Genomic DNA, 21,603 nt, shown 5'->3' with positions numbered 1-21,603 from the left:
TTCTTCGCTCTTCCTTCTTCGCTCTTCCTTCTTCGCTCTTCCTTCTTCCTTCTTCCTTCTTCCCTCTTCCTTCAGACTACAATTGAGATTTTGCCCCAACCCCCTCACAAAGACCCCGATCGCGATCGCTCACATTAGGATTAGTTCTCAGATAATCTCCCACCCAGTCACAGCCCCTCACCAGCAAATCGTCAAGATCCAAATTCCATAAAATCACCCGATTATCCCGGCCTGCAGAAGCCAGAACCTTCCCATCCGGGCTAAAACTCACGCTCATCACGCTATCCTTGTGACCCGTCAAAGTTTTCAGCAAAGTCCCGCTGCGACTCCAAAGCTTCACCTTATGATCGTAACTGCCCGAAGCAACCAACAAACCATCCGGGCTAAAACCCACGCTAGTCACGCTGTCGCTAGAACCCTTCAGCAGCGTCGCCACCAAAGTCCCGTCTACCTTCCACAATTTCACCGAATTGTCGTAACCAGCCGAAGCCAGCATTTTGCCATCAGGGCTAAAAGCAACCCCCAACACAAAACTGTTGTGAGCTCCTTCAAAAGTTCTCAGCAAACGACCATCTCGATTCCAGAGTTTGAGAGTACCGTCATCGCTGGCAGAAGCCAGCATCGAGCCGTCGGGACTGAAAGTCACCCCAGTCACCCAGCCTGTGTGTCCCGTTAAAGTTTTAATCAGCCTGCCGTTTCTAGTCCAGAGTTTCACAGTCTTATCCTTACTCGCCGAAGCCAGAACCTCGCTGTCGGGGCTAAAACTCACGCTCATCACGCTGTCGGCGTGGCCGTCGAGAGTGAACAGCACAGAAGGCGAACACGGGAATAGCGGAGCCGATGGACAAGGGAGAATATTATTCATGCCATCTTCTGTCAAACTCCAGACTTTCACCGTTTTGTCGTAACTCCCAGAAGCAAGTAGCTGACCGTCGGGGCTGAAACTGACGCTGGCGACTCTCTGAGTGTGTCCTTCCAAGGTTTCCAGCAAAACCCCCGTGCGGCTCCAGAGTTTGATAGTGTTGTCCGTAGAAGCAGAAGCCAGCCTTTGGCCGTTGGGGCTGAAAGTAACGCTTTGCACCCGGTTTTGGTGTCCGTCGAGGGTTTTGAGCGGCACGTCATCGAGTCGCCACAGCCTGATAGTTTTGTCAAAACTCGCCGAAGCCAAGGTTTTGCCTTCCGGGCTAAAACTCACCTGAGTAACTCGATCGGCGTGTCCCTCAAAAGTTCTCAGTAAGCGACTCTCTGGTTTAATGTTGCTAGCATCGGTTGGACGTTTGTCGCCAACACCAGCAAGACTCCAGAGTTTGACAGTCCCGTCTGCACTTCCTGAAGCAAGTGTTTGACCGTCGGGGGAGAAACTGACACCAAATACCCACTTGGTGTGTCCGCGCAAAGTTGTTAGCAGTTCACCTTTTTTTGCTTGTGTTGAATTTTCTGTTGGTGGGTGTTTGAGTGCAGCGATGCTCCAGATTTTCACCGTTTTATCTTCACCCGCACTGGCGATCGTTTCACCATCGGGGGAGAAACTGACGGTGTAAATTTTCGAGGGTTGTCTGTTTTCGCTGTGCCATAAATTAGCGATTAACCTGCCGTCAGAACTCCACAGTTTCACACTACCGTCATCGCTAGCCACAGCGATTATTTTGCCGTCGCGGCTGAAGCTTAGCCAATTGACGGGAGCAAATTGTTCGATCGTTCGCAGCAGCGTGCCGTCGGTTTTCCAAAGTTTGATAGTTTTATCTGTAGAGCCACTGGCGATCGTTTGACCGTCAGAACTAAAAGCAACGCTGGTAACGCTATTAGTATGCCCTTTGAAAGTTGCCAGCAAACTGCCGTCAGTTTGCCAAATTTTGACAGTTTTATCTAAACTTGCCGAGACTATGGTTTTGTTGTCGGGACTGAACGCCACACAGGAGACACTGTTAGTATGGCCTTTGAAAGTGGCCAACAAACTGCCGTCGCGCCGCCAAAGTTTGACGGTTTTATCTACACTGGAAGAAGCTATTGTTTCGCCGTCTGGACTGAAGCTAAGACCCCAAACTACATCGCCATGTCCTTCCAAGCGGTTGCGTTCTTTGACTCCATAAACTGCCTGTTGGAGGGCAGCAGAAATCAAAATTTCGGTGTCTTTGAGAGTATACATTTTTTGGGAGTGTTCGATCTGTTTCCACTTTTTACCAGCTCTCAAACTTTCCATCATGGCGTCAAATTTGTTGTTTGAAAAATAAAGTGCTTCCGAAGCTGCTGTCAGGGTACTGATTTCGGCTCGCTGAGTTTGAGCGACAGCTAGCTGTTTTTGACCAACGGCCCGCCACCAAAAGTTTACGGCGGCGATGGTGGAACTGGTTAGCAGCATGACGCCGATTACTGCTACTCCCAGCAGTTGTTTGAGAAAAGTATTGGCTCGGTAGAGCTGTGCTTGACTCATTTTTTTGTCTGCTTCTGCTTTGTGCAGTCTGGCTTCTAAGCCGAATCTTTGGCGGATTGGTCGCACTAAATAGTCGTGTACCAATTGATAGCGGTCTTCGGGCGCTTCCCGTAGCAGAAACAGCAAACCATGACCAACTAAAATGTCTAAAATTAAGTCGAGGTTGTCGGTTTTATTTTGTCGGTTTTCAGAGTCTTTTGCGAACTGTCGATGTAAGGGAATTCGGTTTCTGCCGATCGCCGATAATTCGGTTTCGCGACCATCTGCTGGCTGCTGGCCTGTAACTAATGAGAGTTCGTGTTTGGTTTTTATCAGGCGAACGCCTCTTTCATCTGTCAGGGAAAACAAGATTTTCCAAGCTGCGTCTTCGTTAACGGGCCCGCAGTCAGAGATGACTCTTTCGAGCGATCGCTTCACTAATTCCGCTTTAGGATTGTCGCCCAATTGCTGGTATTGTGCGAGACTGGTAATACCTTCTTCTTGCAGTTGCGCTCCCACTACCTGCAATTCGATAGGTCGCACTTCTTGCAGTTCGTCTGCTAAATCTTCCACGAAGGCATCGATCAGTGCCGGCTCTAAATAAAATTCCGCCCGTTCCGTTAAGTGTCCGATGACAGCCCGCGCGTCTTTGATAGAAAAACTGCGCAGTTGGTAGCGGATGCTTTTGTCGAGAATATTATTGTTAATAGCGTCAAGATTTGGGAAGCGATCGCAATCCAGTAAGTAGTGTAAGTAATCTTCACGCAAGCACAGAATTACCTTAACATAAGGCACATTCAAAAACAAGCGCAAAAATTTATAAAAAAGTTGTCTTTGTGCCACTGAGGTAGAAACAAAGAAAAACTCTTCAAATTGATCGAAAATCAGCACAGTCAACAAATTATTTCTGGCATTTTCGCGCAACTGCTCTAGAATAAAAGAAGAGACTTCCGAGCTGCGAGCAGGAATAACCGAGCCACTTCTTTTGTGGATTTCCTGTACTCCTTTGGAGATTAATTTACTTTCCTCTTCGGCTTGTTTGTCGTACAGTGCGCCATTCAAAGCATTTTCTAACTCCACCAGCCAGTCGGTATAAACTTTGACTACTACGGGCAATGTATCGCGGGCACCAGGAGTAATATTTTTCAAAGCTGGTACTAAGCCGGCATTGACTAGAGAGCTTTTCCCGACGCCGCTGGGCCCATGAATAATAGTTAATTTATGGTCGTCCCTGCTAATTCTTTCTAGCAAGCTATTGATATCTGTTTGGCGCGAGTAAGCTGTCATGGACGCTGCGATCGCGGCTTGATTTTGAGCTGAGGGGCCCGAAGGATTGACGGCTTGTCGCTGCTGCTGCAATTGGCTGGCTCCGATAAAAGCTCTAAATCCGTATTGATATTCGATCGACCGCTGGCTTTTTTTAATCCGAAACGCTTTAAGATACTCTCCCTGCTCGAAATAAACCGCTTGCAGTTCTGTCAAAATATCGATGTAAAGTCGGGGGTCGTACTTCGGCTCGCTTTGAGATTGAGCCAACTCCAAAGAATGAACCGCCGCTTCCCACTGGCCTAGCTGCCGCAAACTTCGGGCTAAAAGTAAAAGATACGAACTCCTGTCGGATTTAGGATGTTGAATTTTAGATTTGGGTTCGTTACTTAACTCGTTAGATCCCACAATTTCTGGATAATTTCCCTCAAACCCCAATCTCAAATCTTCAATCAGCAATCTCAAATCATTAGGTGTTTGATCCAAAATCGCCAAAGCCAACTCGGCTAGCTGGCGGGCTTGACTCCACCTCGACTGTTGCAGGGCAACTTCAGCCAAAAAGCCGTAATCTTGAGCTAGTTGGCTGGGAGTACCGTAAGTGAAGTGCAACTGCAAAGAATTTTCAGCTAATGCTTGCAACTCTCCCCACGCTTTCAGGCGCTGCAGCACTTCTCCGAGGTGTGCTGTCACCTCAGCTACCAATTCGGGGCGTGAGGCAAGGGAGAAAGCGTTTCTAGATTGTTCCAGGCTAATCCAAGCTTGTTCCCAGTGTTGGCGGTTGGCTACCGGATTTCTGGCTGCTTGCAAGCGGTGACACAGGGCTATGTGAAATAGCACTATCCCTTCTCTCTCTAAAAATAGGATGTTGGGGACAGGATTGGACAATGAGCAGGAGAGGGTTTCTGGGTTTTCGGAATTTTCCCAGTTTGCGAGTTCCCAATTGCCAGTTTGATGCTGCCAAAATACTAAGCTTTCTTGGTAGTGAATTAAGGCAGTTTCGGTTTGGTCGCTGACATAGTAATCTCGACCGAGAACGAATTGCAGGCTGGCTTTGAGGGCGGGTTCTAATTCTTCACCGCGATTTTGTAAATCTCTTAAAGCTAATTCTAGTTCTCGGCGTGGCAAAGAGCCGATCGCCAAATCGAAGGTATTGCCCGGACTCAATGGCGAATACGAGTGGACATTTGATTGTCGTCGGTTTTGGGGCGCTGAGTTAAAAGTTAGAAAGCGTTCTCCAGAGCTGATTTCGCGCTCCAGACCGCGTTTTTCGCACGAGGTTTCGCAGGTCTCACAATTAGCTATGCTGCTGACGTTGCTGCTGGCGAGTTCTTGATTGAGTTCGCCTATTTTAAATATAGTATCGGCCCGCTTAGCGAGGAAATTAATTAATTCGTCAACGCTCATTTCAAATTTAATTGTGGCGGCGGCCCAACTTTTAAAATCCGGGGCCAGACGAATCATTTTGGTCACGATGTCATCTGTTACCCACAAAATCACTGGGCAGGAAAAATTTTTGCGAAATTCGTCTCGCACTTGATTGGTAGAAGCCATCAGTTCGTCGATCGCTACTACTGTTTCTAAACCGAATACCATCAAAGCTGAGGCGGCACCGACAGGCGAGTACCCTTCCTGGAAAGTGCTTGCCTGCAGAGTAGTGTAAAGGGTTTTGACTGAAGCTGGCAGGAGGAGATCTTGAATTGGAACTGGGGACACTTCTCGCAGCCGCTGCGCTATTTGCTGCCGCAACTGCTCGTAGTTGCAGCGCACCAAAATTAGCGAGAATTGGTGTTGAGACATTGTGATTGACCTGACCAGAGTTTTGAGCGAGCGCTCGTTGTAGTTGGCAGTTTCTTGTACCTTAATTAGATCGGTCATGCGTGCACCTCTTTTGCATTAATCAATTACCTAACGCTCGCCAATCGTGACTGAAAGCGTATCTACTTAGACATAGCCGTCTCTGTTTGACGCTTTATCTCTGTATAAATACGTAGTTTTTCGTACTTGTCTTATCAATACTTACATACTTATTAGAGCCAATGTAAAGATATCATACCGCTCAATCTCAGAGAATGCTAGACTTCCCAATAAAAATTTAAGCTCACCATTAGATTTTTTGATTCAGCTATATATAAAGGACTTGGGAGCATAAATAGCCAAGTGCTAAGTTCACGATCGTACCGACGGCTAGCTATTAGTAAACAACTTCGATATATCTGTAGCAGGCATTTAAAAAAAACGCAAAAAAAATGTCGTCTGAGATGAGATTATGTGAAATTAAGAGCAACAGATAAAAACAGAAATAGGGGGTCTGACATTGCAGATACGAGAGTTGAGAGTGGGCAAAGTCCTTAGTGGTGGCAAAGTTTTACACGACAATAACATTCACCGCCTATAGCCAGCATTCAACAGAAATAAGCCAGTGGCAAAAACCGCTGACTGATTTCTGTATTGGATGGTAAGATTTCGGAGTTGTAAGTGATGAATTTTCAGTTAAATACTTTCTAATTCCCTCGTGGTTAAGGGTTCTTAGAGTCACGAAGCTATCTCACAAATCCCAACTATTTTGCTTCACAGCGCTGCAGCCACTCCTTATATTTTCTGGTTTCTGCTAGAGCTGGATTAATCCCAAACCAACGACCTTCTTGATCGCGGTATTCAAAGACAAACATACTTCGCAACAAGATTTGAGACTCTTCTTCGCCTGTTACACTTTGTCGCTTGACGACTTGAAACAGCAATTCCCATTCCAGGTCATTGATGGCTCCCAAAAGGTCATCGCGATATTCTTGAATGACGCTTTCGAGACATTCGCGAGAGAAGGGAGGGTCTTCGTGCTGCAAACAGCTATACAAAAGCATTAGTAGATTGCGAACGTGACCGCCGCTAATCCGACAAAGCCGATCTAAAGTTTCGGGAGAGTCAAACACCTGGGAAATCAAATCGATGCGTTGATGGGGAGCAACTGCGGGGAAAGCTCTAGCTAATACTAGCTGCCGCAGCAGTGCCATTCCTTCAATGTGGTCGTCGCCCGATCGCATTTGCACCGGTACCATCGGCATCACCTTGGGTTTGACTCCAAATCGACTGGCGAGGCGGCCGAAGTCGTTGGAAAAAATCAAAGTCAGGGGAATCGTGTAGACGACGTGGCAATTGAGTTTTTTCAACTGTTCGCCACGGTCTAAAAACAAGTATTCTGGCTGGGTGCGTCCGCTGGGCTTGAGGGATGCGTCGAGGCGGTCGAGGTTGTCAACGATAACTGCGAGTCCTTTTTTGCCTTGCTGCTTAAGTTCAGCGTTAGCTTTGTTGAGGAGTTCTTCGTTGATCGACTGCAAAATGCTGTTGGTGCGGGGTTCGAGATATTGCCTGAGTTGCGATCGCAGTTTGGGAGAGTCTTTAGTTTTAGCAGTAACTCTCGCAATGCCTACAGATAACTCGGCTTCCGCTGACAAATCTATGGGAGTCTGCAAAAATTCTGCTACTTCTGCAAACAGATTTGTAAAATAGCTCGGTCTGAGTTTGATTTTAGCCGATTCCATAGTTTCGCTGACTTGGCGCGCAATGCTCAGCAAAATATCGCTAATGTCTACATCACCCATGTCTAAGTCTTGGGAAGACTCGAAGTAGACGACGCAAAAACCCTCTTGCTCTAACTCAGCTTTTAGTCGAAACAATTCCGTAGATTTGCCACACCCAATATGTCCTGTAAATAGCTGACAGGTTGGCTCGTTGGGGGAGATGCGGGTAATGGTTCGCTGTAAAGATTCAATGATTTTCCCGCCGCGCACGGAACCAAAATCAATGTAGTATTGATAATCTCCTGGGTCTCCCGCAACAAGGGTCTTGCTCGGGTTGCAGGCTTTATAGAATCTGTCTAATTCGAGTGCGATCACAATTGAAGCCGAATAAAAGTTAAAAAAGTTAATCGAAAGTCTAAACTTTCTTTAGTTGAGTTTAGTTTGATTTGTAACCTTTTGCCCTGTGGGGTAATGCCCTAAATACCCAAACAACCTTGATCGGGCAAGGGGTTTTCCCGGCGCGGGAATTGGGAATTTTTAATTAATAATTTTTTATTACTTAGTGGGATCAGTGATATTACTGATATTGGCAGGAGGCTGGGTAAATTTGCGGGGATCTGGTTAAATGGTAGGGGAAAACAGGGCTCAAGAGACAAAGATTAAACAGTTTTGAATTTGTGCTAATCCTTAATTACTATATTGTCAAGACGTAGATGGCTAGTTTTGGAGCGGTTTCTCAAACAGAGTTAGGGCGCAGGCGCCAAAAGTTGCGGCAGCAGAGGCGCGCTCGATTGGCGGCTGTTGTGTGGCAAATGCTGGCAGCGAGCGCAATGGCTGGAGGTTTGCTGTGGTGGATTGCTCAGCCGGCTTGGTTGATAGCCCGATCGGAACAAGTGAAAGTGGAGGGCAATCAGTGGCTGTCGGATAAGGCGGTGCGGTCTTTGGTGCCGCTGTCTTACCCGCAGTCGCTGTGGGGGATTCAACCGCAGGCCCTGGCCGAAAAGCTGGAGTCCACGGGACCGATCGCCAAAGCGAAGGTGACTCGCAACTTGTTTCCGCCGAGTTTGACTGTAGAAGTGGCAGAACGCCTGCCAGTGGCGGTGGCGCAGCCGACTGCGGTGTTGAGATCGAACAGTGAGAAGGAAAAAGTGGGGTGGCTGGACGCTCGCGGAGGTTGGATGCCGTCGGATAGTTATACTGCTGTACGATCGCAGAATAGTTCGATCGGGCCCGGCAGCATTCCGGGAACGCAGCCTCAGCGTTCTTTGCCCACTTTAAAAGTCATCGGGCCTTTGGAACAGTATCGCGCCTATTGGCCGAAGTTTTACCAAGGACTCAGTGGCTTGACGGTGAAAGTGTTTGAGATTAATTGGCAAAACCCGAACAACTTGATCTTGAAAACAGAGATCGGTACCGTACACTTAGGGCCGTACAGTTCCAGGACTGCGGAGCAACTTAAGGTTTTAGACCGAATGCGACAATTGCCAAAACAGATAGATTCAAGCAAAATAGCCTACATTGACTTGAAAAATCCTGCTTCGCCGATCGTCCATTTGCCAGAACTACCCGGCAGTTTGGAGAGTTCAACTCCGGCACCCACTCGCGCCCGAAATTGATCCTCTGTCAACAGAAGGTAGAAGGTATCGATCGATAGGCAGAATTTTTGCCCACCAGGATCGATAGGCAGGGCTTGCAATCAGCCGAGTTTTTGGATAGCACCCCGCGTTTGGGGCTAGTATCCTTTTTTTTCCTTCTGCCTTGCTTACAACTGCCTTAATCCGGTCAAGTACCTGGATGGCGTCAAGCGAGGTCTGGGCTAGCGAGGTCGGCCAAATCCGAGATTGCTAACATTAAGCATCGACCAGTGTTAGTTTTTCGCGCAACTTAGCCTATAGTTGATTGTGAATTGGCGTTTAGTTAACAAGCTGTAATCTACTATCCCCGACTCTAATGAAGCTTAATAATAGACAGGGGTCTGACCAAGACAGTCCCCCTTCGGAAGAAGTAAAAAATTTTCCGGTGGCTGCAGATTCCGCCAATCCCTTTAGACGCAAGTCTGGTTATGTAAATGTAGATAGTATTGATATCGATCCTATGGTCAATCCCAAAGACATAATGCCCAGCAGTGCCGCGAAAATCAAAGTAATTGGCGTCGGCGGCGGTGGGGGCAACGCCGTTAACCGGATGATTGCCAGCGAGGTTTCTGGTGTCGAGTTTTGGTGTGTGAATACAGATTCTCAAGCTCTAGTTCTCTCAAATGCTCCGAAACGCTTGCAAGTAGGACAGAAGTTGACGCGCGGTTTGGGCGCGGGGGGCAATCCGGCGATCGGTCAAAAGGCTGCGGAGGAATCTCGCGACGAGGTTGCTAATGCTCTGAATCATGCGGATTTGGTATTTATCACAGCCGGCATGGGCGGCGGTACCGGTACAGGCGCGGCTCCGATCGTGGCTGAGGTCGCTAAGGAAATGGGCGCCTTGACTGTGGGCATAGTGACGCGGCCTTTTACGTTTGAGGGACGGCGGCGCACCAGCCAAGCTGAAGAAGGGATTGCGGCTTTGCAAACCCGGGTGGATACGCTGATCGTAATTCCTAACGACAAGCTGCTGTCTGTGATTTCCGAACAAATGCCGGTACAAGAGGCTTTTCGAGTTGCTGACGATATCCTGCGCCAAGGGGTTCAGGGTATTTCTGACATTATTACTATTCCCGGTTTGGTGAATGTTGACTTTGCTGACGTGCGGGCAGTAATGGCTGATGCGGGTTCGGCTTTGATGGGCATCGGCGTGGGTTCTGGGAAGTCGCGGGCTAGGGAGGCTGCGATGCAGGCTATTTCTTCGCCTCTGCTGGAAGCTTCGTCTATTGAGGGCGCTAGAGGTGTGGTGTTTAACATCACTGGCGGTACAGACATGACGCTGCACGAGGTGAATGCGGCGGCTGAGACGATTTACGAGGTTGTCGATCCGAATGCCAATATTATTTTTGGAGCGGTGATTGACGAGCGGCTTCAGGGCGAAATTAAGATTACTGTGATCGCTACTGGTTTTTCGGGGGAAGTTGCCCCCCCTCCGACTCCGGGGCGGACGCAAAATGTTAATGCTCCTTGGCGGGCTGCAACTGGGCCGACGACTCCGGCTCAACAAACGCCCGATCCGACAACGAAACCGCCGCAGGATTTGGGATTGGATATTCCTGAGTTTTTACGCAACCGTCGTCCGCCTAGATAAATGTGGATTTGGGATTTTGGATGGCGGATTAAATCTAAAATCTAAAATCTCAAATCTCAAATTTCTAGGGTTTGGCCTGGTTCGGGTTCGAGGAGTTGGGTGGAAAGTCCCGATTTTGCTAGTAAATCGCGAAATTCGGGGATGCTGCCGACCGATCGCACTAACATTTGTAAAATGCCTGTGGCTCGGATGTCTCCCGCCGCTGTAGGCAGGAAAAACCGAGGTTTGAGTGTTTGGGCGAGGCTGAGGGCTTCCGAAGGGCCGATGATGACTTGTCCGAGGAATGGGAAGATTTGACCGATGACTGGGGCGATCGCTACGTCTACTGTGTCTATTTTCTGTTTAACTTTGTCTAATGGTGGCAGGTGCGGTTCGTAGTAAAGTGTCTCGCCACTGCTTAAATCTTTGAGTAAATAGCCGTTTTCTTCTTGTCCGGGCTGGATTTCGGCTCCGGGTACGGCGGTAATTTGTAACTTTTCTTTAAAATTTAACTCTTGCCAATTTGCTAAAGATGTGATATTGGTGTAGCCTAAACTGCTGAGGACTTTGGCGGCGGTGGGTGAGGCGATCGCGGGAATTGTGCGATCGAGCTTTTCGAGCGTTGGTCTGTGACAGTGGTCGTCTAATCCTTGGGAAATTAGGATGAGGTCGATCGGCGGTAAGGTGCTGGGAGTGAAGGCGACGGGCGTGTTGTGGTAGGCGGTGAACAGCCAGGGTTGACCGTAAAATACCAGGGGATCGACCAGCCAGGGATCGACGAGGATGGTTTGGCCTGCGATGTGGAAGATCCAAGAGTTGAGGTCGATTCGGGTGATTTTCACAGGTGTTTGCAATAATTCTTTACATTTGTTTTAATCATAGCTAATTTTGTTGGGGAATTTTAACCGCAGATGTGGGCGGATGAGCGCTGATGAACGCGGATATGATGGGAAGTTTTAACCGCAGATGAGGGCGGATGAGCGCTGATGAACACGGATATGATGGGATTTATCTGCGTTTGTTTGCGTTTATCTGCGGTTGCAAAAAAGATGATTAAATCGAGGATTCATGTGGCTTTGACTGTGGCTGGTTCCGATAGTGGCGGCGGGGCCGGGATTCAGGCGGATTTGCGGACTTTTGCGTTTCACTGCGTACACGGTACGAGTGCTTTGACTTGTGTGACGGCTCAAAATACTTTGGGGGTGACGCGGGTGGATGCTTTGTCTGCGGAGGCTGTGGCGGCTCAAATTGAGGCGGTGGTTGGGGATATTGGGGTGGATGCTGTGAAGACTGGGATGCTGCTGAATCGGGAAATTATGGTGGCGGTGGCTTCACAGGTGGAAGCTTTGGGAATAGGGAATTTAATTGTCGATCCGGTGATGGTTTCACGATCGGGCGATCGATTGATTGATGAGGGGGCGATCGCTTTTTTGCGGGATGTTTTGATTCCTTTGGCTGCTGTCGTGACTCCGAATCGGTTTGAGGCTCAGATTTTGAGCGGTTTGCAGATTGATTCTGTGGATGATATGCGATCGGCTGCAGAAAGAATTCACAGTTTGGGGGCGAAGGCGGTTTTGGTGAAGGGCGGGGGAATGAAAGGAGATTTACGGGGAGTTGATGTTTGGTTTGACGGTAGAGGGTTGGAGGTGTTAAAAACTGAGAATGTTGATACTCCCCATACTCATGGAACTGGATGTACTTTGAGTGCTGCGATCGCCGCTAATTTAGCATTAGGTAAAGATTTATTTACAGCGGTGACATTGGCTAAGGATTATGTGACTACTGCTCTCAAATATGCTTTGGATATTGGGGAAGGTCAAGGGCCAGTAGGTCATTTTTTCCCACTTTTACTGAAGTAAATTGTGAACTCATCCCTTCTTTTCCCTTCTTGCTTCGCATCCTTTGCGTCTTCGCGGTTCGTTTAATTTCTTAATTTCTCAGGCGATAGAGCGATCGCCACCAAGTCTTCGATTTTCTTAATATTCGGATCGCCGGCCAAATAACCAATCCCTCGGTGCAAGTGCAGGCGAAACTGTTTGGCTAGAGTTTCTTTTTCCGTGCCTAAATTGTCTTGGTGACACCGCTGCTTGAGGGCCATTATCAAGATATCTGCCATGTCGCCGCCGAAGACATCCCAGCTTAATTCGACGTTGCTGTCGCTGGGAATTGGTACTGGCGATGGGATGCTGGGTTCGGCGAGCGATCGGCAAAATCCCCACCTGCATAGAATATTCCACTGATCGATTTTGGTCGATCGTTTCAGTTTTGATAGTTGGTCTTTGCCTGTTTGGGATAGGCGGATGCGATCGACTGGTGGTTCCATGAGTTTGAGAGTGTTTGGTATATTGTAAAAAGTGTTAATATTGAGGAAGCAAAGCCTCTAGATAACTGGAAATAATTAACATTTTTTTACACGGCGCGACTTGATTAAATCGGTTTTTTTTGGTATTTTGATTGGTAGTAAGATTTATCCTTAATAATGGGATGGTGGCAAAAATAAAATTTTCGCCACCATCCCATTATGCTATATATACTACCGCAACTCCCCAGCAAAGTCAAGGGGGTTGCGCTATTTTTTAGGCTGAAATTTTATTCCCAGAAGTAACCTTTTTCGACGGTAGTTTGGTGTTTGGCGGAGTCGTATTTGAGGAGGTAGCTGTGGGCGATAGCCTCTAACTCTTGGAGTTTTTCGTATTCTACTTTTCTAATTTCCGTGTCGGTAGAAAGCAGGATCACTTGGTGGCTGGCCGAGGGGAAATAGCGTTCCACTAGGTTGTTTCTGTGGGAGGAGTCGAGGCGGCCCAAGGGAGTATCGATCGCCACTGGCAATTGTCTCCCGGATACTCTAGCCAATCCCCACAAAAAGGCGATCGCCAGCAATTGTTTTTCCCCGGCTGAAAGTCGGTGTTTGGGTACAGGTTTGCCTTCTGGATCGTAAATGGAGAGGCTAAATGTTTGAGTGTCGATCGCAACTCTGTGCACGAGGTCGGTTTTGTGCAACAGGTAGCGAAAACAGTCGGTAATTTCTATTTCGAGTTTGTTGAGTTTTTTGAGGGTGAGTTTTTCTTTAAAGAGTTTCAGGGTGGCTTGGGCTTTGGCGATTGAAGCGATGACGTGTTGGCTGTTTCTGATTGTGATGTATTCGCTGCTGTAGCTTTCTAGTTCTTTTTGGTTTTTGGCTAATTCTTTCTCTAATTCATCGACGCGGCGGTTGGCTGATTCGCAGGCTGCGGCTGCGATAGCGACTGCTTTTTGGGCTTTCCTGACTTCTTCTTCTAGTTTTTCGTAGGCTTCGGGGGAAGCGGCGGCTGCGAGTTGTCTGTCTGTGAAGTCGATTTCTGCTTCGATGCTTTTGATTTCTTCTATTTGGTCGCGGGCTAAAATTTGCTGGGCTTTGATTTGGTAGCTAAGGAGGTTTTCTAGTTGCTGGATGCTGTTGTTGTCGGCGTTCATCCAGGGCGGAGTGTCTGTTGCCGCTTGCTGTTCGAGTTCTTGGTTTTCTTGGCGGATGAAGTCTTGAATTTTATCTAGCTGTTGGGGATTTAACGAGATTTCCGCGATGTAGTTGAGGAGGCGATCGCTTCTTTGTTTGATAACATTTTGGGCAATCTTTGCTTGCTGCTGGCTGGCTTCTGTTTCTGCTTGCGTTTTTGCTTCACTTAGCAAGGGCGAAATTAAGGCTAGTGGTAGCGTATTTGAGGCTACTTCCATCATGGCTTGACGGGTTTTATCTGCCTGATTTCTGTAGTCGTTTAGCTGTCTGTCTAGCTGACTGCGATCGGCGGCAATTTTCCCGCCTTCATAAATAAACTTTTCTGATACTTGTTGCTGATTTTTTTGAGCTTTATCTAATTCGTTTTTAAAGCTGGCTTGTTCTTGCTTAGCTGAGTCTATTTCATCAGTAATTTTCTTAAAAGTTTGTTCGATTTTCTCTAAAGCAGCCAAGTCTTTTTTGCCAGCAATTTCTTTCCGCTTGCGGCCGGCTAAAATTTCTAAATCGACGGCGAGGCGTTCTGCTAATTCTAAACCTAAAAGAGATTTAATCGCGCCGACGACAAACTCCGGCGGTGTTTCGAGTTCTGCAAGTGCTTTTACTTGTTCGCCGTCAAACAAAAATAAATTGGATATTCCAACGGGCAAAAGGGTTTCGATGTATTCGTCCCAGGTGTTAGTAATTGCTTTGTCAGGCCACCAATCGCTGCCATCTTCGCTGTATATGAGAATGCTTAAGTTATCTTTTATTTCTGGTTTTTTCCAATATCTAACTATTTTAAATTGAGCTAATTTGTCGTCTTGGACTTGTTCAAATGTTAGTTCGACGCGGGTATCTTCTAATGGGGAAGTGTGGTAGTTGACGCATAGATTGAGAAAGTCGCTGTAGCTTAAATTGCCTCGGGTGGAACATTGGGCGCGGCCACCGTAGAGGGCGAGGCGAATGGCGTCCATGAGGGTGGTTTTGCCACCGCCATTCATGCCGCCAAATAAAATGACTGGGCAGGGATTTCCGTCTTTTTCGGGGCGGAGATTGATGGTTTGGGTGCCTGCATAGGGGCCGAAGTTTTTGAGGACGAGTTCGAGGAATTGCATTGTAGATGTTGTCGGTGGTTGCTGATTTGTTTGGTAGGTACGTCAGCGATTGGGCTATCGATTATGTCGAGAATAATGATAGCTGACGCACCTTACGCAGGGGAAATTTTGATTTAACAGATTTAATCTTTGGTATTTTTATCTCCTACATCGGCAGTAGAAAATTTGATGTCTGCCCAAGATAGCTGTCTGCTTTGATTGCTGTTGCTTTCGAGTTCTTCTTTAAGTTTGGCAATATCAACGGTATCGTTTTTGGCGGAACTGTTGGTTTGGGCGATCGCATCTTTGAATTGCTGAATGTTTTCCGTCGGATTTGCTTTAACAGCTTCCAGGGCTGTTTTTAAGTTGCGTTGATAGTGGGCGTTGCCTATCGCTTCTGTTTCCGATCGCGAACTGGTTTCAAAGCATTTGTCCAAATCGCCGTAAATGCCTGTACGGCGGGATTTCGTGTAGTATTGGCGTTCTGTATCAAGGAGTTTTGCCATCAATTCGAGGTGCATTTTGTCCTCGCTGCAAATCTCTTCGATCGCAGTCCATTCATCGCTACCGAGGAGTTTTCTTTCGGCGGCGGGACGGGAATCTTCAAAAGGTTCGCCGGTGACTTCTTCGTAAATCCGGGGTAAAGAATCGTCGAATTCGTGCTTTTCTTCCAGCCAAATGCGGCGGATTTCGCTAAGTTCTTCTGGGGTAATTAAGGTGATGTCGCGCATTTCTAGGGGGGCGGTTTTGCGGATTTGGGTTTGTGCTTCCAAGACTCGTCTCAGCCAGTGTTCTCGCCAGAATTTGGTGTAGGGCCCTGGGATGGGTTCGACGGAGGTTGTGTCGTCGCCCATGTTGCGTTCAAACAGTTCTACTCTACCGTAGATGCGTCGGAAGTCTCTTTTTGGGCGATCGTCTTTTATGTCTAATTCGTTGCGAATATCGAGGAGAGGCTGCATCCATTCTTTTTCCTCATCGTTTTGAATCATTGCCTCCATAGATTTGTCTTGGCTTACCATTGTGCAAACCCAGCAGCCAAAGCGAGAACTGCCGCAGCTAGGTGTAGACGTATCGACAACTAAAGGACATTCATTGTCTGCTGTTGCGCCTCGATACATGGTAAATAAATCTTTATTGCTATTTTCCCAAGGATTAGGCCACTGATTCAGATAAATCCAAACTTCATCAGTTCGCCAATCTTCTATCGGACTATAAATTAGGGAATTAGGCAGACTAGGACTCTGATAAAGCATAGATTTAATGGAACTAGATTTATCATTTAGACGGTCACTCATTCGACCTACTTCATGTTTCTCCATTGAAACAGCGCGTTTAATGCTTTCAGCTTTGCGAGTACCCAATATCAGAATCACTTCTCCATTGATTCTCACCATATCACGAACAAACCGATTAGAAGGAAGGATTTTCAGGCGTTCAGTACACCAGCGAAATCCATGTCTCGGTGCTGGGTAGCCTTTTCCCATCAAGTTGACCCAGAAAGTATCTTTGACATCTGGATAAAGCATATGAGGCTCTATTGGGAGCTGCTGCTTTATAGCCGCAGACTTCATCTGTTTTAATGACTGACGTACCCAAGTAGAAACTATCGGGTTCTCTACCAGTGTATCTGTGGTAATTACATAAATTTTTTTCGTCCTTTTTTCAGGTGGTAATTCTGCTATTGCATACCAGATAAGCTGCACTACCGCAGTGCTGTCTTTCCCACCGGAATATCCTAAAACCCAAGGTAGATCATCTAAACAATATAAATCTCTAATTTCTTGACTTAATTTTTTTATTTCTTCCACTAAGTCGCTAACGGTACGGGGTGGAAAAAGTGGTAGCATTGTTTCTGTCATGTCTTCAACCTCAGTTACTTCATTAAGCTCTAAATACATTCAGCCGATGCCATTCTAGCGATTCTAGTCTTGGTAAATCTTGCTCTGAAGTGGGCAGGAGAATAGTTTCACTATGAAAATCTTTCATACATCTGGCATTGGGGGATTCCTCTTCTAAGTCATTAGCGACGATAATTCTGTAATTATCATCTATAGCAAACCAACCCTGGTCAAAAGCCCAATGATGATTTTTACACAATGATATCCCATTATTAATTTGATTATCATAAAATTTTGAAAACGGCTTAATATGTGAGCCATCTACAATATTTTGGGTTAAATTTTTCATGACTTTCAATCGACAAAATGCACACTTGTAATCATAGGTATGTACTACGGCTTTCCTGAAAAACGCATTTCTAACCGCAGATTTGGTTAAATAAAATCTCGGTTGTCCGTCCGAAATTCCTGCTGGGTCAGATATTTTACTTTCTGTCTGAGTAACATTTTCAAATTCTTGATTAACTTGCAAAATCTCTCCCAGAGCGTCCCTATTTAATGAAAACCATTTAGCAATCAGTGTATCTATTAATTCCGATCTAGAATTTTGGTCTTGGAGTAAATCGAATAATTCATTATCCCAACTACCGTATTCTACAGCTTCTCTTAGCTTGTTAGTTGTTTTAGGCTTTGAACCGTTAAATCCCGATTTCAATGTTTTATGCCAGAATCCATCACCTTCCAAATGCCAAAATGGATAGTACAAACCACGATTGTGAGAATCAGAACCTAAAATTTCCCAATACTTGTTAAATGTTTTAACTAACTCGTCCGAAACATAAATTCGATTCTCCCTAATTATTTCTTGAGCAATTAGATCGATGATTGACAATAGTAATATTGGCTTATGATTAGCTTGACCGCGTTGCCGTGTCTTACTTACATTAAGAGCGGCAAAACGTTGGCGATAGTATGCTAAATTCTTATGTTCGGACTCTTCTCCTGTAGTCATTTCCTCCTCCGGCTATGATTAAATACAATCCGATCTAAAATTTTACACTCTTTTCAACAAAAAGTTCAGCACCGCAAGGCACAACCATAACGCATAAACTAGACAATTTAAGCAGTGTCAGCACACTAAAAAGTAATTTTCCAGCCTAAACAGGAGATAATTATATCACTGTCCGCGTGCCTATGCGGTTTCCAAACCCAACCGCTTTTTCAAATAATCAGTCATCCAACTAACACTCGCCCTCGACTTAGAAATCCCCCCTTTCAACAAAATTCCACCCTCCCAATCAGGATTAGAAATCGACCAATCAACCTCGCGCAAAACAGCCAAACGTTCCTCCCAACTCTCAGGAAAAACCGATCGCAAAGCCGCCCCAACTTCCCCCAAACTCTCAAGCACAACACTGTGACAGTGCACGCAATCCCGGCGCATTTCCCCCGCCGCCACTTGCTTGTGCAGAACTAATTGCCAATCTGGAATAAAATTGCTAACCGCATTCCAATAACTAACCGCCAGTTGTATTTTTTGAGCGAGTTCTTCCTCTTTCTGTTCTTTTTTGGTGCGAGAACCAGAGGGTTTTGCCTGTTCGCTGCCGTGAATATTAGACAGCAAAGCCACGATCGCACGATCGATCGCACTCAGCGCAAACAATTTGTGCGATCGCCCGTTCAAACTCCCCCTCTCCATCTCAGTCAAACAGCGGAAAACCTCAACCTGCTTAACAACCGCCTTCACCACAAAAGCGCGATCGTCCCGGTGGTTGTAAAGTAGACTTAGCGACGCCTCCAAAGGAACTTGAAAATTATTCAAATCAGCAAACACCTGCTGCGATTTTTCCAACCCAATATCGAGAAACAAAATCAGCGCCACCGTCTCATATCCCAACTGCGGATTTTCCCTCAAAGCCATCTCAAAAGCCGCCCGGCGATGCTGTCCGTCATTAATAGTAAACTTAGCATCCATCGGCACCCGCAAGCGACCGATTTTCCGTTCTTCGGCCTCATTTCCCACTGCTTCAAAAGTAATATCCGCATCAATCGAAGCAGCAATAGCCCCACAAGTATAATTTGTAGGATTCTTAACAAAGTAATCAGCAATTTCGGGAATCCTAGCTTTGTTAAGCGCGCGTTTCGCCCGCATAGACGGCGGCAAATCTTCAGATTCAAAGGGAAACAATTTCGGCAAAAAACGCACCGGACACATCGACACGTAATATTCCCGGCCCGCTTGAATTCCCCGGATCACCGGCAAAATGTATTCAAAAGAAGGAGTAGACATATTTTAGAATGGGGCATCGGGAATGGGGCATGGGGCATGGGGCATTGGGCATTGGGCATTGGGAATGGGGCATGGGGCATGGGGCATTGGGCATTGGGCATGGGGAATGGGGAATGGGGCATGGGGCATGGGGCATGGGGCATTGGGTCTAAAAATTAAGTATTAATACTTATTGACTTTTTGCTAACTTATGGGTGTCAGGTGGGCTCTTAGGGCATAAGTTAAGTATTTCACAATGTTTTTTTAAAAACAAGTGTTGACATCTAATTTAACCTATGATATTTTTAAAAAAATATCATACTTATATAAAAACCGCCGATGACAACCAACCCAGCGGATGACCTCGCTAGCAAAATTTTAGAAAAAGAAAATAGCGACAGACAGGAAATCGCACTTTTATTAGATAATTATTTAGGAAAGGACGATCGCATTTTCGTACAAAAAACCCAGATGGGAAACAGCGAAGCATACATCGGTTCAGTCACCCTAGAATGGTTAGACTCTCGCGTCCGTTTCGCCTCCCAAATGCCGCTTTTCCGCCAAAAATTCGACCTCCAAACCAACAACATCGTCCGCGACGACGAAACCATTGACGAAATTATCCAGCGTCCCTTAGATTGGTCGCGCCAAGCCGCCCTCACTCAATATTTAGCAGCCAGAAAATCGCACAAATTCCCCGCAGTTTTAGTAGTCGTCAGTCCCCCGTGGGTAGATAATCCTTTAGCCGAGGAATGGGATAAAAATGGCGTAGCAACCAAATCCGCGACTGAATTTACATCCTTTGATAAAAACGAGAACTTAGGCCTTTTGAATGTTTCTAAAGAAGTCTCAATTTTTGCCTTAGACGGCCAGCATCGGCTGATGGGAGTTCAAGGTTTAATGAGTTTAATTAAAACCGGAATCCTGCAAAGATACAACAAAAATAAAAAACCTGTCGGCGCTGCAATTACTCTGGAAGATTTAGCAGAAGAGTATCAAATCAACCCCGAAACAGTGTATAAATTAGCTCACGAAAAAATCGGGATTGAGTTTATCCCGGCGGCGGTAGCGGGGGAAACGCGACAGCAAGCACAACGGCGCGTGCGATCGATCTTTGTGCACGTTAACCTAATGGCGGTAACGCTGAGTCAGGGCCAGCTAGCATTATTGAACGAGGATAACGGATTTGCGATCGCAGCCAGAAAAATTGCCGTCACCCATCCCTTATTAAAAGAACAAGATGACAGAAACCCCCGCGTCAATTGGGACAGCGCCACAGTCGCAGCAAAATCAACTGTCTTAACCACATTGCAAGCGCTGCAAGATATGTCCGAACGGTATTTAGAATACAAATTCCCCCATTGGAAGCCGGAACGAAAAGGTTTAATTCCCATGCGTCCCGAAGATGAAGAACTAAAAGAGGGAATTGAAGAGTTTAAAAAATTGTTCGATCATTTAGCAACTTTACCCAGCTATCAAAGAATTGAAAGCGGCGAAGAAACGGCCGAATTGCGCCGATTTAGTTTTGAAAAACCTGGGGGCGAGGGAAATATTTTGTTCCGTCCAGTCGGCCAAATTGCTTTAGCTAATGCTTTGGGAATTCTAGTATTTAGAAAGAAACTTTCCCTGAAATCTATTTTCGACAAACTCCGCAGATTCGATGTCGATGAAGGATTTAGCCACATGGACAATCCTGAGTCTGCCTGGTACGGGATTTTGTACGATCCGAACAAAAAGCGAGTGCTAGTTTCTGGAAAGGATTTAGCGACGAAGCTAATTGTATATTTGGTGGGGGGAATTCAGGACGATATGGAGCGAGCTCATTTGCGGCAAGCGGTAGCGGAAGCGAGGACTTTTGAGGATAAAGCTGTTAGTTTTAATGGCAGGTTTGTGCCACCGCAAGAGGTAGGATTGCCGCCAGTGCTTAGCTAAGTTTTTCTTGGATCGAGTATGATGAAATACAGGATACGGCAGTGCCGTATCCCTAGCTTCATTCAAGTGCTGCGATTTCTTGTCGCTTCTAACTTGCGGCGAATTGCGGCTTGAACTTTCTCATCAAAATCTGGATCGCCGGGACTTGCAATAATCCTCAGCGGATGCTGATTGATTCTGTCTAAGTACGCCTGAAAAGCGGCTCGATTTCCACGATGTTTAAGAAAATACTGTTTCAATTCAGTATTCGACATGGCGTTATAGTTAACTTGGCTCATCAGCAAATTCCCCATTGGGTAAAATTTGGAACTCAAGCTCTTCATCGTACCCAGCCAATATGTATACATTACGAGTGCGATCGTCAACACAAATCAGATGTATAGGCTGAAGCATCGTGTAGGTCAGTTGATAACTGATGCGATATAAACTCTCTAGCTGGGCAGCAGTAGGCATTTGTCAATCACTCAACCTAATACTTATTTTAACATAGAGTTCAAGGAAAGTTGTATATTTATATTATCACTTTTAGCAATTTTAGTCGCTAGAACAATACTACAGATCCCGCTCGCAGCCAAGTTTACCTTCCCATTTAGATAGCTTGAT

General features: G+C 46.3%; 14 protein-coding genes. 4 read left to right on the top strand and 10 right to left on the bottom strand.

Annotated elements, in window-relative coordinates; translation table 11 throughout:
* Positions 1–76: 76 nt before the first annotated feature.
* Both QUA23_RS14760 and QUA23_RS14755 read right to left on the bottom strand, forming a co-directional pair.
* Positions 77–5,551 (bottom strand): WD40 domain-containing protein, encoded by a 5,475-nt coding sequence (locus QUA23_RS14760; protein WP_333077076.1) that lies wholly within the window; start codon positions 5,549–5,551, stop codon positions 77–79.
* Between the two features lie 683 nt (positions 5,552–6,234).
* Positions 6,235–7,566: a P-loop NTPase fold protein gene (locus QUA23_RS14755; protein ID WP_333066744.1), complete on the bottom strand. Its 1,332-nt coding sequence runs from the start codon at positions 7,564–7,566 to the stop codon at positions 6,235–6,237.
* A 338-nt stretch (positions 7,567–7,904) separates the two neighbouring features.
* Between QUA23_RS14755 and QUA23_RS14750 the strand changes: the two genes are divergently transcribed.
* Positions 7,905–8,807, top strand: a complete 903-nt coding sequence (locus QUA23_RS14750) for an FtsQ-type POTRA domain-containing protein (RefSeq protein WP_333077077.1) — start codon at positions 7,905–7,907, stop codon at positions 8,805–8,807.
* Positions 8,808–9,141: 334 nt separating this feature from the next.
* Entirely contained in the window at positions 9,142–10,416 is a 1,275-nt protein-coding gene (gene ftsZ / locus QUA23_RS14745; protein ID WP_333060508.1) for a cell division protein FtsZ, read from the top strand.
* Between the two features lie 56 nt (positions 10,417–10,472).
* Here ftsZ and QUA23_RS14740 read toward each other — a convergent pair whose 3' ends face one another.
* Positions 10,473–11,237 (bottom strand): MBL fold metallo-hydrolase, encoded by a 765-nt coding sequence (locus tag QUA23_RS14740; RefSeq protein WP_333077079.1) that lies wholly within the window; start codon positions 11,235–11,237, stop codon positions 10,473–10,475.
* 207 nt (positions 11,238–11,444) lie between these two features.
* On the opposite strand from QUA23_RS14740, the gene thiD reads away from it, so the two are divergent.
* Complete coding sequence (gene thiD, locus QUA23_RS14735) at positions 11,445–12,254, top strand: bifunctional hydroxymethylpyrimidine kinase/phosphomethylpyrimidine kinase (RefSeq protein ID WP_333077080.1); 810 nt, start codon at positions 11,445–11,447, stop codon at positions 12,252–12,254.
* Between the two features lie 62 nt (positions 12,255–12,316).
* Here the strand turns inward: thiD and dndE are convergent, their stop codons facing one another.
* The 5 genes from dndE to dndB all read right to left on the bottom strand — a co-directional run bounded on the left by dndE (position 12,317) and on the right by dndB (position 19,089).
* On the bottom strand, positions 12,317–12,718 hold the full coding sequence (gene dndE / locus QUA23_RS14730; RefSeq protein ID WP_015179042.1) for a DNA sulfur modification protein DndE: 402 nt from the start codon (positions 12,716–12,718) through the stop codon (positions 12,317–12,319).
* 266 nt (positions 12,719–12,984) lie between these two features.
* Positions 12,985–14,982, bottom strand: a complete 1,998-nt coding sequence (dndD, locus tag QUA23_RS14725; RefSeq protein WP_333077081.1) for a DNA sulfur modification protein DndD — start codon at positions 14,980–14,982, stop codon at positions 12,985–12,987.
* A gap of 122 nt (positions 14,983–15,104) precedes the next feature.
* Positions 15,105–16,820 (bottom strand): DNA phosphorothioation system sulfurtransferase DndC, encoded by a 1,716-nt coding sequence (gene dndC / locus QUA23_RS14720; protein WP_333077150.1) that lies wholly within the window; start codon positions 16,818–16,820, stop codon positions 15,105–15,107.
* Between the two features lie 22 nt (positions 16,821–16,842).
* Positions 16,843–17,811, bottom strand: a complete 969-nt coding sequence (locus QUA23_RS14715) for an HNH endonuclease (protein ID WP_333077082.1) — start codon at positions 17,809–17,811, stop codon at positions 16,843–16,845.
* 180 nt (positions 17,812–17,991) lie between these two features.
* Positions 17,992–19,089, bottom strand: coding sequence for a DNA sulfur modification protein DndB (dndB, locus tag QUA23_RS14710; RefSeq protein ID WP_333077083.1), 1,098 nt, complete (start codon positions 19,087–19,089; stop codon positions 17,992–17,994).
* Between the two features lie 318 nt (positions 19,090–19,407).
* On the opposite strand from dndB, the gene QUA23_RS14705 reads away from it, so the two are divergent.
* Positions 19,408–21,000, top strand: a complete 1,593-nt coding sequence (locus QUA23_RS14705) for a DGQHR domain-containing protein (protein ID WP_333077084.1) — start codon at positions 19,408–19,410, stop codon at positions 20,998–21,000.
* A gap of 62 nt (positions 21,001–21,062) precedes the next feature.
* On the opposite strand, the gene QUA23_RS14700 is transcribed toward QUA23_RS14705, so the two are convergent.
* Entirely contained in the window at positions 21,063–21,278 is a 216-nt protein-coding gene (locus tag QUA23_RS14700) for a DUF6887 family protein (protein WP_333077085.1), read from the bottom strand.
* Positions 21,265–21,453: a DUF6888 family protein gene (locus QUA23_RS14695; protein ID WP_333077086.1), complete on the bottom strand. Its 189-nt coding sequence runs from the start codon at positions 21,451–21,453 to the stop codon at positions 21,265–21,267. Before QUA23_RS14695 ends, QUA23_RS14700 begins: the two co-directional genes overlap by 14 nt.
* Positions 21,454–21,603 lie beyond the last annotated feature (150 nt).

Source organism: Microcoleus sp. Pol1C5 (assembly GCF_036701115.1).
Classification (GTDB): domain Bacteria; phylum Cyanobacteriota; class Cyanobacteriia; order Cyanobacteriales; family Microcoleaceae; genus Microcoleus.
The sequence above is the reverse complement of the archived record's forward strand: the minus strand, read 5'-3'. Positions and strand labels throughout refer to the sequence as shown.

What these genes read in the sequence shown, in the direction of transcription:
- QUA23_RS14760 (WP_333077076.1), bottom strand. Translation starts at nt 5,551, where the DNA reads ATGACCGATCTAATTAAGGTACAAGAAACTGCCAACTACAACGAGCGC.
- QUA23_RS14750 (WP_333077077.1), top strand. Translation starts at nt 7,905, where the DNA reads ATGGCTAGTTTTGGAGCGGTTTCTCAAACAGAGTTAGGGCGCAGGCGC.
- ftsZ (WP_333060508.1), top strand. Translation starts at nt 9,142, where the DNA reads ATGAAGCTTAATAATAGACAGGGGTCTGACCAAGACAGTCCCCCTTCG.
- thiD (WP_333077080.1), top strand. Translation starts at nt 11,445, where the DNA reads ATGATTAAATCGAGGATTCATGTGGCTTTGACTGTGGCTGGTTCCGAT.
- dndE (WP_015179042.1), bottom strand. Translation starts at nt 12,718, where the DNA reads ATGGAACCACCAGTCGATCGCATCCGCCTATCCCAAACAGGCAAAGAC.
- dndD (WP_333077081.1), bottom strand. Translation starts at nt 14,982, where the DNA reads ATGCAATTCCTCGAACTCGTCCTCAAAAACTTCGGCCCCTATGCAGGC.
- dndC (WP_333077150.1), bottom strand. Translation starts at nt 16,820, where the DNA reads ATGACAGAAACAATGCTACCACTTTTTCCACCCCGTACCGTTAGCGAC.
- QUA23_RS14715 (WP_333077082.1), bottom strand. Translation starts at nt 17,811, where the DNA reads ATGACTACAGGAGAAGAGTCCGAACATAAGAATTTAGCATACTATCGC.
- dndB (WP_333077083.1), bottom strand. Translation starts at nt 19,089, where the DNA reads ATGTCTACTCCTTCTTTTGAATACATTTTGCCGGTGATCCGGGGAATT.
- QUA23_RS14705 (WP_333077084.1), top strand. Translation starts at nt 19,408, where the DNA reads ATGACAACCAACCCAGCGGATGACCTCGCTAGCAAAATTTTAGAAAAA.
- QUA23_RS14700 (WP_333077085.1), bottom strand. Translation starts at nt 21,278, where the DNA reads ATGAGCCAAGTTAACTATAACGCCATGTCGAATACTGAATTGAAACAG.
- QUA23_RS14695 (WP_333077086.1), bottom strand. Translation starts at nt 21,453, where the DNA reads ATGCCTACTGCTGCCCAGCTAGAGAGTTTATATCGCATCAGTTATCAA.